The organism is Bradyrhizobium sp. Ses1 (assembly GCF_059512365.1).
On record NZ_JCAMOQ010000005.1, the window covers coordinates 119,170 to 130,985 of the forward strand.

Genomic DNA, 11,816 nt, shown 5'->3' on the forward strand with positions numbered 1-11,816 from the left:
CCCTGATGTCTGTTCTTGGCGCCGTCGGCGTCTGTTGCGCGCGCCGCGGATCAGGGAAAGTCTGTCACAATCGGAGCGTTCATGCCAACGGTTCCGATTCCGCGGCTGCTAAAGCGAGACGACGCTTCTTCGAATCGTCGTCCCGCTTTAGCTCTTTGTTTGAGCATGATCTGTTCGGAAAACCGGTACCCACTTTTCCGGATCATGCTTTAGCGACATCCGGCATCACGATCGTTTCGATGTCGCGCAGCAGTTTTTGCCACGCAGCATCGATCTCGGCTGTCCACTCCACACCAAGAATTTCCTGGAGCGTGCCCGCGATCACGGCGAAGAACGCGACGAATAAATCTCGGGGCGTGCCGTAAGCATCGTGCGAGGCGACCTCGCATTCGATCATCCGGAAGTTGCCGCGCCGCTCGCCGGCGAAATCGAGAATCGCTTCGATCGTCAGCGCCAGCATCGCGCCTTTGACGAGCTCACTGCCTTCGGTGCGAAACATTGCGACGGTTTCGGGATGCGCTTCGAACAAGCGACGATAGATCAGCGGTGTCAGATCATCGCAGCGCGCCGCCGCAAGTTCGAAGCTGCGCTCGATCGGATTTGCCGATGACATGATCAGCGATCGCGATGGCCCAAAGAAAAAAGAGCAGGGCTCCTAGCCCTGCTCGAGGAATTGTGTCGACCCTATTTCCCCAAAAATTCGGATTTGATCTTGATTGATGGGGTGACGCTGCTTCTGCGCGCCGGGCTCCTCCCGAGACTTGGACCACCAGACCGTCCGCCCTGTGGCTGGCCTGAGCCTGAATTGGTAGACCATCTTTTTTGTTTTGTCATCAATTTCAGCAACGATTGTTCAAAATTCGAGCAATTTGCGAAATGATTGGGATTTCGCCACTATCGGTTGTAAATCCGCGTTTAAGACCCGTCACGGGGTACGAAAGTAGGGGTATGGGGCTGCCGATCCGAACCCGACTATTCCTTGTGCCGGGACAAAAAGGCGGCGTTTCCGCTCTCGACTCCGGCCGGACGCAGTGATTAGTTCCGCCATCGGATGGGTTTTGCGATGCGCCGGCGGCTGAAGAATTTTCTGCCCGTTTTCCTGATTGCGCTGATGGTGCAAATCTTTGCGCCGATCGCGGCCTGTTGGGCGGCCGGAATCGCCGCCTCCGACCCGCTGGCCGCCGCCATCATCTGCCATGACAACAGCGCCGGTTCCGGCGAAACCGACCCTGGCGGGCCGCACGTCCGCGACGGCTGCTGCTCGATCTGTAATGTGCTGCAGACCGGCACTCCGGTCGATCCACCCGAGATGACCGCCGGCGTTGTCGAGCGGTCGCCCGAACAGGTGGCATGGCTCGATTTCGTCTCCCGTCTGGCGGATGTCCGGGCACGCTCCCAGGCGCAGGCGCGCGCCCCACCATCGATTTCCTGACTGCCGTTCGCTGCCGGTTAGGCCTTCGCTGCGCCGGTTGACGTCGTCCATCAAGCCGGCCGCAGAGCCGGTGTCAGGAATTTCTCAATGTTACGCCTCGCTTTCCTGAGCGGTGCCGGCACAATGGTGCTCGGTGCCATGCTCGCCACCGATCCATCACCGGCTACGGCGCAAACCGCCTTGCCGCCGGTCAACGTGGAGGCTCCCCGAGAAGCCCGCGCCAAGCCGGCGAAACCGAAGCCGGCGGGACGCACGCTCGCCGCTCGGCCGCGGGTGACGCCGCCAAGGACCACCGCCATCCCGACCGTCGTGGTGCAGCGCGACGTCACGCCCACGGTTCTGCGCGACGGGCTGAACCAGGCTCCCAGTGGCCAAACTCAAACTACCGTCGACCGCAGTCAGTTCGACAATCGGCCGGCGTTTTCGGTCGGAGACGTGCTGCGAGAGAGCCCCGGCATCTCGATCAAGCAGGGCAACGGGCCGCGCGACGTCGGCATTTCGATCCGCGGATCGAATGCCCGCAACGGCTTCGGGATTCGCAACCTCGTCATCTTTGAGGACGGCTTTCCGGTCACCCAGCCGGACGGACTGTCGCGCAGCGACCTGATCGATCCGCACGCCTATGGCGCGATCGACGTGATCCGTGGACCGTCCTCGGCGCTCTACGGCAACTACGCAACCGGCGGCGCGCTGAATTTCCGGACGCGGCCGGGCGGTACGATCGACGGTGTCGAATACGGCGTCGACGGCGGCAGCTTCGGTTACCTGAACAACTATCTGGCTGCGGGCAAGAAGGTCGGCAATTTCGAGGGCTCGCTGTTTGCGAGCGATGCGCGCGGCGACGGTTACATCACCAATAGCTGGTTCAACACCCAGACGGTGAATTTCCTCGGCACGCTGCAGGCCACGCCCGATGACCGCTTCACCGTCAAGTTCATCAACAACGACTTGAGCGCGCGGCTGCCGATCCGGCTGTCGTTGAATCAATATGACCAAAACCCGTTCCAGCGGGGCTGCGTCACCGGAGCCACGGCCGCGCTTGGCTGCGCAACGGTGCCGCTGTTCAACAATGGCTTCAACGCAGCGGCAGGAATCGACAGGGAGACTGCGCTGCAGGCAGGCCTCGGTCGCAACGATCGCCGCACCATCGTCGGCGGCCGCTGGGAGCACGATTTCGACAACCAGACCACCTGGCGCAACCAGTTCGTGTTCGACGACCGCAACATCAACCAGCCCACCGGGGCGACCAGCGCGATCGGCGACTTCCCGTCCTACAATTATATGAGCGACGTCACGCGGCGCGGCGAGATCCTTGGCATGGAATCGACCACCTATTTCGGGGGTTGGTACAACACGCTCGTCGCCTCCAGCGACACGCGCAATGTCGCGCCGGGCGGCAATGCCACGCTCGGCGCGCTATCCAGCAATCTCTATAGCGATACATCCAACTACGGCGTTCGCGCGCGCCAGGAACTCAAGCTCAACCCGCAGCTCACGGCGATTGCGGGCATTGGCTGGGAAACGACCAACCTCAAGGGAAGGAACACGGCGTACACTTATACGGGGCCGATACCGATCACGACGACGATGGTGACGACCGCTGATCGGCAATTCCAGAACACCGCGCCGGAGCTTGCGCTTCTCTACAGGCTGAACAGCGAGTGGCAATTCCGCGGCAGGGTGGCGACCGGCTACGGGACGCCGCAGGTCAGCAATCTCTTCGTGCTGCCGAACGGCCAGAACGGCAACAATACAGGGCTGCAAGCGCAGAAGAATCTCGGCTATGATCTGGGCTTCGACTGGACACCGAACAGCGCGCTCAGGCTGAGCGCCACCGGTTTCTATGAGTTCTTCAAGGACGAACTGGTGACGCAGGCAACGCCGGTCGGAGCACCCAATGCGAGCTATACGTTCAATGCACCGCGATCCGAGCATCGCGGCGTGGAGCTTGCCGTCGACTGGCGTTTCTATTCGGGCTGGCGGCTGACGGCAGCCTACACCTATCTCGATGAGATCTACACGGAGTACATCGAGAACATCACCAATGGTGCGGTGTTCGGCTTCAACCGCGCGGGCAACAAGATCCCCGGCATCTCGCCGAACGAGTTGACCGCACGGCTTTCCTACGACCAGTTGTCTGGGCCGCTGCGGGGGCTCGGCGCGTTCGTGGAAGTGCAGTGGAAGGACTCCTTCTACATGGACAACGCCAATCTCCTGAAGGCGCCCGGCTATGAGCTGGTCAACCTCAATGTCCACTATGGCACCGACCTGGTCTCGGACTACTTCAAGGCGGTCAACTTCTACCTCGAGGTGCGGAACGTCTTTGACCGCACATACGTGGCTTCCGCCAACAACATTGGTGACACGGTAACGGCGGCGGGCATTCAAAACCCCGCGAGCGTGCTGGCCAACACCACCGGCTCGATCTATGCCGGAGCGCCAAGAACGTTTGTGGCCGGCATGAAACTGGCGTTCAAATGAGGTGCGTTGTCATGAGGGACCTCAGAGCCATCCTTGGCGCTGCCGCCATGGCGGCCGTCTTCACGCTTTGGCACGGCGGTGCATTCGCGCAGATGAACCATCAGCACGCATCGGAAGCCGCGTGCGAGGAGACGGTCCTGCGCTGTGCAAGCAAGGTCACGCCCGCGTTCGGTGCCGACGGCACGCTTTGGCTGGTGTGGATGGCCGGCGGCCAGATCTCCGTTGCAAGTTCGAAGGACGACGGAAAGACCTTTTCCTCGCCGGTACAGGTCACGCGCGAGAGCTTAAATCTGGATTGGGGGCCGGACGCTCGTCCGAAGATCGCCATCGATGGCAAGGGACGGATTGTGCTGGCGTTCTCGATCTTCAGGGACAAGGCCTTCAACGGTCAGGTGCTCGCGACACAATCGAGCGATGGCGGCAAGAGCTTTGCTCCGTTGCGCCCGATCACCGCTGATAACGAGAGCCAGCGCTTCGAGGCCATTGCCTTGGAGCCTGACGGCACCGTGTTCGCGGCCTGGCTCGACAAGCGCAACCGCGTGCCGGCGCGGCAGAACGGCAAGCCCTACGATGGCGCGGGCCTGTTCTTCGCGACATCGAAGGACGGCGGTTCGACTTACTCCGAGGCGCAGCTCGTCGCCGACAACACCTGCGAATGTTGTCGCCTCGGCCTGGCCCTGGATGGTAGCGGCCGCCCGGTCATCGTATTCAGGAACATCTTTGAAGGCGGTGTCCGCGATCATGCCGTCGTCACCTTCTCAGGTTCGGCCTCGCCGGGCGAGGTTCACCGCGTTAGCCGGGATGACTGGCAGATCGCGGCTTGTCCGCACCACGGACCGAGCCTGTCAATCTCGCCGAATGGAACCTATCATGTCGCCTGGTACACGAACGGCAAGGCGCGTAAGGGGCTGTTCTATGCGCGCTCGACCGACGGCGGAAAAACCTTCTCGAATCCGCTGCCGGTCGGCGAGCCCAGCCGAAGCCCGTCGCGGCCGCAGGTCATCGCCGGACCGGAAGGGCTTGTGATGGTCTGGAAGGAGTTCGACGGCGAGAAGACCGAGGTGAAGCTGATGAAATCACAGGATGATGGAGCGACCTGGTCGACATCCGGGGTGATCGCCAGCACGACCGACAATTCCGACCATCCGCTGCTCGTCTCGGACAGCCGGAGAGTCTATCTCTCCTGGATGACGAAGGCCGATGGATATCGTTTCCAACCAATCGAGAGACAGCCATGAAACGCGAACTGCTTGCCGCAGCATTTCTGTTGGGGACGCTTTCCGCCGCAGCAACCGCGGATGACGCCGAGCTCAAGTCATTCGAACGCGGAAGCTGGCAGCAAATTCTGCGTTCACACGCCGGTCGTCCGACCCTGGTTCATTTCTGGGGCGTGACCTGTGGTCCGTGCAAGGTCGAGTTGCCCCAGCTCGGCAAGTTCATGAAGGACCATCCTGGAATCGATGTGGTCACGATCAGTGCGGACCTGGTGCCCAACCTCCCGGAGGCGACGCAATCGATGCTGCAGAAAGCCGGGCTCTCCGCGGCCGAGAACTGGATGTTCAGCGATGGCTTTGCCGATCGGCTGCGATTTGAAATCGATCCGGCCTGGCAGGGCGATATTCCGCGCACGATGCTGATCGCGCGCGGCGGCGCAGTCACCACCATCGAGGGAGCGGCCGAGATGCCGGAGCTCGACAAATGGGCACAAGGACAGGCCGCGACGACGGGATCAAGATAACAAGTCAATCTGGAATACGGGATAGAACAACATGAAGAAACTCTCTTCCATCATCACGCTCGCTCCTCTGCTGGCCGTCTTGTTCGGTGCCCCGGCGCAGGCCGAAGACATCAAGGCCGGCGATCTCGTCATCAGCCAGGCCTGGAGCCGGGCGACGCCGAGCGGCGCGAAGGTCGCTGGCGGCTATCTCACGATCGAGAACAAGGGCTCGTCACCGGACCGGCTGGTGGGGGCCTCCGGCGACATCGCCGGCAAGCTCGAGGTGCACGAGATGGCGACGGAGAACGGCGTGATGAAGATGCGGCCGCTGGACAAGGGCCTCGCGATCGAGCCCGGCAAGACCGTGAAGCTCGCGCCCGGCGGCTATCATCTGATGATGTTCGACCTGAAGCAGCCGCTGAAGCAGGGCGACAAGGTGCCGGTCACGCTCGAATTCGAGAAGGCGGGCAAGGTGACGCTGTCGCTCGATGTGCAGGCCGTCGGCGCACAGGCGCCGGGCGGCGATCAGGGCGGCCACATGGAAATGAAGAAGTCGCACGATCATTCCGGCAGCAAGTGAGGCAATGGAGCCGTGGGGTGGGCCAGATTTAGTGTGAACGGCTGGTAAGGTTCGCTTTACCCACCCCCGGCGATCTCATTACAAATCGGCGCAACGCCCGCAAATCGGCTTATTTGGCGGCTTTTTCGCAATTGCCGGCCTTGTGTTTTCGCACCCGATCCGGTTTCACTGCGTTTCTCTTGCCTCCTCAACTGATTCCTGAGTGCGCCCATGCGATTGTCGCGGTTTTTCCTGCCTATCCTGAAAGAAAACCCGAAAGAGGCGGAGATCGTCTCGCATCGTCTGATGCTGCGCGCCGGCATGATCCGGCAGGAGGCCGCGGGCATCTATGCCTGGCTGCCGCTCGGCTTCAAGGTCCTGCAGAAGATCGAGCAGATCGTGCGCGAGGAGCAGGACCGCGCCGGCGCGCTGGAACTGATGATGCCGACCCTGCAGCTCGCCGACCTCTGGCGCGAGAGCGGCCGCTACGACGCCTACGGCCCGGAAATGCTGCGCATCACCGACCGCCACAAGCGCGAGCTGCTTTACGGGCCGACCAACGAGGAAATGATCACGGAAATCTTCCGTGCCTACGTGAAGTCGTACAAGAGCCTGCCGCTCAATCTCTACCACATCCAGTGGAAGTTCCGTGACGAGCAGCGGCCGCGCTTCGGTGTGATGCGCGGCCGCGAGTTCCTGATGAAGGATGCCTATTCCTTCGACCTCGACGAGGCCGGTGCGCGGCGCGCCTACAACAAGATGTTCGTGGCTTACCTGCGCACGTTCGCGCGAATGGGGCTGAAGGCGATCCCGATGCGCGCCGAGACCGGGCCGATCGGCGGCGACTTGAGCCACGAATTCATCGTGCTGGCGGAGACCGGCGAGTCCGGCGTGTTCTGCAATCGCGACGTGCTCGATTTGCCGATTCCGCCCGATGACGTGGACTACGACGGCGATCTCACTGACATCATCAAGCAATGGACCTCGGTCTATGCCGCGACCGAGGACGTCCATGATGCTGCGCGCTTCGAGAGTGAGGTGCCGGCGGAGAAGCGGGTCAACACCCGCGGCATCGAGGTCGGCCAGATCTTCTATTTCGGCACCAAATATTCCGACACCATGAAGGCGCTGGTTGCGGGGCCCGACGGCGCGGAGGTGCCGATCCACGGCGGCTCCTATGGCGTCGGGGTCTCGCGGTTGGTCGGCGCCATTATCGAGGCTTGCCACGATGATGCCGGCATCAAATGGCCGGAGGCGGTTGCGCCGTTCAAGGCGGCACTCCTGAACCTGAAGCAGGGCGATGCCGCCGTTGATGCGGCCTGCGAAAAGCTCTACGCGGATTTGAAGGCCAAGGGCGTCGACGTGCTCTATGACGACACTGACCAGCGCGCCGGCGCGAAATTCGCCGCCGCCGACCTGATCGGCATCCCCTGGCAGGTCCTGGTCGGCCCGAAAGGCCTGGCCGAAGGCAAGGTCGAGATCAAGCGGCGCAGCGACGGCACGCGCGAAAACCTCACGCTCGACGACGCGCTTGTGAAGATCGCGGGATAGCGTTTATCCACCGCACCCGCGTGCGGTTGGCCAGTCTGGCCACATTTGGCCCCGAATCATGGGATTATCGACACATGGATGAGGCCATGACCGAAAAAGTCCGTACCCCGCCTTTTGCGCCCTTCGAATGGCTGCTGTCCGGACGTTACCTGCGGGCGCGTCGCAGGGAGGGTTTCATTTCCGTCATTGCCGGCTTTTCGTTTCTCGGCATCATGCTCGGCGTCGCCACGCTGATCGTGGTGATGGCCGTGATGAACGGTTTCCGCAAGGAATTGCTCGACAAGATCCTCGGCCTCAATGGCCATCTCCTGGTCCAGCCGCTGGAATCGCCACTCACCGACTGGAAGGATGTCGCCGAGCGCATCAGCCAGGTGCAGGGCGTCCGGCTTGCGGCGCCGGTGGTGGACGGCCAGGCGCTGGCGTCCTCCGCCTTCAATGCCTCCGGCGTGCTCGTGCGCGGCATGCGGGCGGAAGATCTGAACAACCTGTTCTCGATCGCGAAGAACATCAAGCAGGGCAGCCTCGAGAATTTCGACGAAGCGCAGGGGGTCGCGATCGGCCGCCGCCTGGCCGATCAACTATCGCTGCATGCTGGCGACAGCATCACCCTGGTGGCCCCGCGCGGTGCGGTGACGCCGATGGGGACGACGCCGCGTATCAAGCCTTACAAGATCGCGGCGGTGTTCGAGATCGGCATGTCCGAATATGACTCGGGTTTCGTGTTCATGCCGCTTGCGGAATCGCAGGCCTATTTCAACCGCAACAACGACGTCACCGCGATCGAGATATTCACCACCAATCCCGATCGCATCGACACATTTCGCAAGACCGTGACGGAAGCCGCGGGACGGCCAGTGTTCCTGGTCGACTGGCGGCAGCGCAACTCGACCTTCTTCAACGCGCTGCAGGTCGAGCGCAACGTGATGTTCCTGATCCTGACCATGATCGTATTGGTCGCGGCGCTCAACATCGTCTCCGGCCTTATCATGCTGGTAAAGGACAAGGGGCAGGATATCGCGATCCTGCGCACGATGGGCGCCTCGCAAGGATCGATCATGCGCATCTTCCTGATCACGGGCGCCTCGATCGGTGTCGTGGGCACCATCGTCGGCTTCCTCGTGGGCATGCTGATCTGCATGAACATCGAATCGATCCGGCAATTCCTGTCCTGGCTCACCAGCACCGAATTGTTCGACCCGACGCTCTACTTCCTGTCGAAGCTGCCGGCCGAGATCGATTTCGGCGAAACCACGGCCGTCGTCATCATGGCGCTGACGCTGTCGTTCCTGGCGACGCTTTATCCGTCGTGGCGGGCCGCGCGGCTCGATCCCGTCGAAGCACTGCGCTACGAATGAGGGCTGAGATGGCGGAGGGGGCGCAAGATGTGCCGGTCATCTATCTCCACGACATCAAGCGCCAGTACCGGCAGGGTGAGGCGACGCTGACGATTCTCGACGGCGCCAAGCTCGCGCTGTGGCCGGGACAGTCCGTGGCGCTGGTGGCGCCGTCCGGCTCGGGCAAATCGACGCTCCTGCACATCGCGGGTCTGCTCGAGACTCCCGACGACGGCGAAGTCTATGTCGGGGGCACGCCGACCTCGCAAATGTCGGATATCGACCGGACCCAGATTCGCCGCACCGATATCGGCTTCGTCTACCAGTCGCACCGGCTGTTGCCGGAATTCTCCGCGCTGGAGAACGTGATGCTGCCGCAAATGATCCGCGGCCTCAAACGCTCCGAGACCGTGAAACGCTCGACCGAGATATTGTCCTATCTTGGCCTCGGCGACCGTATCAAGCATCGGCCAGCCGAGCTTTCCGGCGGTGAGCAGCAGCGGGTCGCGATTGCGCGCGCAGTTGCGAACGCGCCACGGGCGCTGCTGGCCGACGAGCCGACCGGCAACCTTGATCCGCAGACTGCTGACCACGTCTTCAACGCGCTGATGCAACTGGTGAAGGCGACGCGGGTTGCGATGCTGATCGCGACCCACAACATGGACCTTGCCGCCCGGATGGACCGCCGCGTGTCGCTGGCGAACGGGCAGGTGGTCGAGCTTGATTAGAGCACGTTTTTCCTCGCGACAAACGCGAAGCGTTTGCGCGGAGATCATGCTCAAACAAAGGTCTCTCAGTAGACCCGGCGATATCGTTTGTGACGCCGCGGTGACGAGTCGACATACGCGTTGGCCGCGTAAGGATGAGGGTAGGCGTTGGCCGCGTAAGGATTGATCACGCACTGGGCCGCCCGGCCCGACGCGGACATCGCGCATTGGGGCAGCGAGGTGTAGCTGCAGTCGTAATAGGTGACGGGGCCGTAGACATGCAGGCAGACCGGATAATTCGGGTCATAAGTCTGCGCGCGGGCGGATGACGCCGCCGCGACCGCGCCAAGCGTCAGGATCGCCAACATCGAAATGCGCATCGGTTCCTCCCGCGTCAGGACGACCATTCCGTCCTCCCATCGCTAACCCCGCGCGGAACAGAGTATTCGCGGGCGGGACCGTCAAGTCACGTTCCCGCGCCGATCATATGGTCTTCGCGGAGCGGACGTGCACCCCGACTCAATCGTTGAAAGGCTCGAAGAAGGGGATTGCGGGCGGGGGCGGCGGCAGAGGCCGGCGCGAAGCCCGCGGACCGTTGCCGCCGCCGGCATAGAAGGGATTGGGTACGCACCACAGGAAGCGCCCGGACGCCGTTGCCTGGCACTGCTCATAGCTGGTGAAGGTGCAGTTGCTGAGCCCGGGCTGTTCGTTCCCCTGGATACAGAATGGATAGCGCGTGCCGACCGCTGCGGCCGGCGCGGTTCCAAGGGCGCCGATCGCGGCGGCCGCGGACAAAACCAGGATTACGTTGCGCATCTCTTCTCCTTGATCGCAGCTCGTCGCTCGTTCGTTCGTCACCCGATCCAAGCCGTACAACCGAGAGGACGTCAAACAAATATGCAACACAAGGAGTGTGGCGAAGGCCGAACTGTGAATTTTTTGTGGCGGGGACGGTACGATCTTCGGGGGCTAAGTGTAAGTAATACAACATTAACTCACGTTTTCGTCAGAATCGTTTCGCCGTATCTGTTGCAGCCAAGTTACAGCAATTTTGGGGAACCCTGTTTATTGAGGCGCGTGAAGGCCGTGGGGTCGTCACATCTGGAACGGGAAATAAAATGAAAAAGGTTTTGCTTGTAACGGCGAGCTTGGTCGCCCTTGGCGCCGCTGCGCCCGCGGTCGCTGCGGATCTCGCTGCGCGTCCTTATACGAAGGCTCCGCCGGTGGTTGCCGCCATCTATGACTGGAGCGGCTTCTACATCGGCGTCAACGGCGGCTGGGGCTCGAGCCACAACACCTGGACCAACGTGTCGGACTTCGGTTTCCCCGTCGGCGAGGGTTCCCATGATTCGACCGGCGGCACGGTCGGTGGTCAGGTCGGCTATCGCTGGCAGACTGGCAACTGGGTGTTCGGCGTGGAAGCGCAGGGCAACTGGGCCGACTTCAGCGGCTCCAACGCCAGCAATGCCCTGTTGGTCACCAACCGCACCAAGATCGACGCCTTCGGCCTGTTCACCGGCCAGGTCGGTTACGCCTGGAACAACGTCCTGCTCTACGTGAAGGGCGGTGGAGCGGTCGTCAACAGCAAGCATGAGGGCTTGTTCCTCGGTGTGGTCGGCGACAGCGTGGAAAAGACCCGTTGGGGTGGCAGCATTGGTGCAGGCCTCGAATTCGCGTTCGCTCCGGGCTGGTCGGCTGGCGTCGAGTACAACCACTTGTTCCTCGACACCGAGCGCAACACCTTCGTCAACCCGGGCTTCGGCGTCACGCGTCTCGACGACATCAAGCAGGACGCCGACCTCGTCACCGTCCGCCTGAACTACAAGTTCGGCTTCGGTGGCGCTCCGCTCATCGGCAAGTACTGATCCTCGCGAAACCAACGCGGCACAATCAGCCCCGGGCGATCTGCCCGGGGCTTTTTTCTTGGTTTGCCTGCGATCGGCTCCTGATCATTCTCGCCGCGCGGCGCGAAAATGCCGCGATCGCGGCGCATCCCCAACGCCCCGCTGAAATCCGACGTGCAATGTCCGAGATG

The 11,816-nt window shown here is 62.2% G+C and carries 12 protein-coding genes; 9 read left to right on the top strand and 3 right to left on the bottom strand.

The genetic code is table 11. From position 1 onward, the window contains the following. Nucleotides 1-202: 202 nt before the first annotated feature. On the bottom strand, nt 203-616 hold the full coding sequence (locus AC5ZG5_RS08890) for a globin (RefSeq protein WP_456642381.1): 414 nt from the start codon (nt 614-616) through the stop codon (nt 203-205). A 447-nt stretch (nt 617-1,063) separates the two neighbouring features. Between AC5ZG5_RS08890 and AC5ZG5_RS08895 the strand changes: the two genes are divergently transcribed. From AC5ZG5_RS08895 to AC5ZG5_RS08930, 8 genes are all read left to right on the top strand, one after another. After that, nucleotides 1,064-1,432: a DUF2946 domain-containing protein gene (locus AC5ZG5_RS08895; RefSeq protein WP_456642357.1), complete on the top strand. Its 369-nt coding sequence runs from the start codon at nt 1,064-1,066 to the stop codon at nt 1,430-1,432. Between the two features lie 87 nt (nt 1,433-1,519). Next, nucleotides 1,520-3,913 (top strand): TonB-dependent receptor family protein, encoded by a 2,394-nt coding sequence (locus AC5ZG5_RS08900; RefSeq protein WP_456642358.1) that lies wholly within the window; start codon nt 1,520-1,522, stop codon nt 3,911-3,913. Nucleotides 3,914-3,960: 47 nt separating this feature from the next. Next, nucleotides 3,961-5,151 carry a sialidase family protein gene (locus tag AC5ZG5_RS08905; protein WP_456642382.1) on the top strand — a complete coding sequence of 397 codons (1,191 nt, stop codon included), beginning with the start codon at nt 3,961-3,963 and terminating at the stop codon, nt 5,149-5,151. Then, nucleotides 5,148-5,651, top strand: a complete 504-nt coding sequence (locus AC5ZG5_RS08910; RefSeq protein ID WP_028162769.1) for a TlpA family protein disulfide reductase — start codon at nt 5,148-5,150, stop codon at nt 5,649-5,651. Before AC5ZG5_RS08905 ends, AC5ZG5_RS08910 begins: the two co-directional genes overlap by 4 nt. 31 nt (nt 5,652-5,682) lie before the next feature. Beyond that, nucleotides 5,683-6,210, top strand: coding sequence for a copper chaperone PCu(A)C (locus AC5ZG5_RS08915; RefSeq protein WP_456642359.1), 528 nt, complete (start codon nt 5,683-5,685; stop codon nt 6,208-6,210). Between the two features lie 210 nt (nt 6,211-6,420). Further along, entirely contained in the window at nt 6,421-7,740 is a 1,320-nt protein-coding gene (proS, locus tag AC5ZG5_RS08920; RefSeq protein WP_456642360.1) for a proline--tRNA ligase, read from the top strand. Between the two features lie 74 nt (nt 7,741-7,814). Beyond that, complete coding sequence (locus AC5ZG5_RS08925) at nt 7,815-9,095, top strand: lipoprotein-releasing ABC transporter permease subunit (protein ID WP_130226894.1); 1,281 nt, start codon at nt 7,815-7,817, stop codon at nt 9,093-9,095. 8 nt (nt 9,096-9,103) lie between these two features. Then, the gene (locus tag AC5ZG5_RS08930; protein ID WP_028162765.1) at nt 9,104-9,802 is read left to right on the top strand and encodes an ABC transporter ATP-binding protein; all 699 of its coding nucleotides are present in this window, start codon (nt 9,104-9,106) and stop codon (nt 9,800-9,802) included. Between the two features lie 65 nt (nt 9,803-9,867). Here AC5ZG5_RS08930 and AC5ZG5_RS08935 read toward each other — a convergent pair whose 3' ends face one another. Together AC5ZG5_RS08935 and AC5ZG5_RS08940 are read right to left on the bottom strand one after the other, a co-directional pair. Next, nucleotides 9,868-10,188, bottom strand: a complete 321-nt coding sequence (locus tag AC5ZG5_RS08935) for a DUF3551 domain-containing protein (RefSeq protein WP_456642361.1) — start codon at nt 10,186-10,188, stop codon at nt 9,868-9,870. 112 nt (nt 10,189-10,300) lie between these two features. Then, nucleotides 10,301-10,597: a DUF3551 domain-containing protein gene (locus tag AC5ZG5_RS08940; RefSeq protein WP_130226896.1), complete on the bottom strand. Its 297-nt coding sequence runs from the start codon at nt 10,595-10,597 to the stop codon at nt 10,301-10,303. Between the two features lie 302 nt (nt 10,598-10,899). On the opposite strand from AC5ZG5_RS08940, the gene AC5ZG5_RS08945 reads away from it, so the two are divergent. Continuing rightward, nucleotides 10,900-11,646 (top strand): outer membrane protein, encoded by a 747-nt coding sequence (locus AC5ZG5_RS08945; protein WP_456642362.1) that lies wholly within the window; start codon nt 10,900-10,902, stop codon nt 11,644-11,646. The last annotated feature ends 170 nt before the right edge of the window (nt 11,647-11,816 follow it).

Excerpts from the sequence above, each read along its gene's own strand:
- proS (WP_456642360.1), top strand. The coding sequence starts at position 6,421 with ATGCGATTGTCGCGGTTTTTCCTGCCTATCCTGAAAGAAAACCCGAAA.
- AC5ZG5_RS08945 (WP_456642362.1), top strand. The coding sequence starts at position 10,900 with ATGAAAAAGGTTTTGCTTGTAACGGCGAGCTTGGTCGCCCTTGGCGCC.
- AC5ZG5_RS08905 (WP_456642382.1), top strand. The coding sequence starts at position 3,961 with ATGGCGGCCGTCTTCACGCTTTGGCACGGCGGTGCATTCGCGCAGATG.
- AC5ZG5_RS08895 (WP_456642357.1), top strand. The coding sequence starts at position 1,064 with ATGCGCCGGCGGCTGAAGAATTTTCTGCCCGTTTTCCTGATTGCGCTG.
- AC5ZG5_RS08935 (WP_456642361.1), bottom strand. The coding sequence starts at position 10,188 with ATGGTCGTCCTGACGCGGGAGGAACCGATGCGCATTTCGATGTTGGCG.
- AC5ZG5_RS08925 (WP_130226894.1), top strand. The coding sequence starts at position 7,815 with ATGGATGAGGCCATGACCGAAAAAGTCCGTACCCCGCCTTTTGCGCCC.
- AC5ZG5_RS08940 (WP_130226896.1), bottom strand. The coding sequence starts at position 10,597 with ATGCGCAACGTAATCCTGGTTTTGTCCGCGGCCGCCGCGATCGGCGCC.
- AC5ZG5_RS08900 (WP_456642358.1), top strand. The coding sequence starts at position 1,520 with ATGTTACGCCTCGCTTTCCTGAGCGGTGCCGGCACAATGGTGCTCGGT.
- AC5ZG5_RS08930 (WP_028162765.1), top strand. The coding sequence starts at position 9,104 with ATGGCGGAGGGGGCGCAAGATGTGCCGGTCATCTATCTCCACGACATC.
- AC5ZG5_RS08910 (WP_028162769.1), top strand. The coding sequence starts at position 5,148 with ATGAAACGCGAACTGCTTGCCGCAGCATTTCTGTTGGGGACGCTTTCC.
- AC5ZG5_RS08915 (WP_456642359.1), top strand. The coding sequence starts at position 5,683 with ATGAAGAAACTCTCTTCCATCATCACGCTCGCTCCTCTGCTGGCCGTC.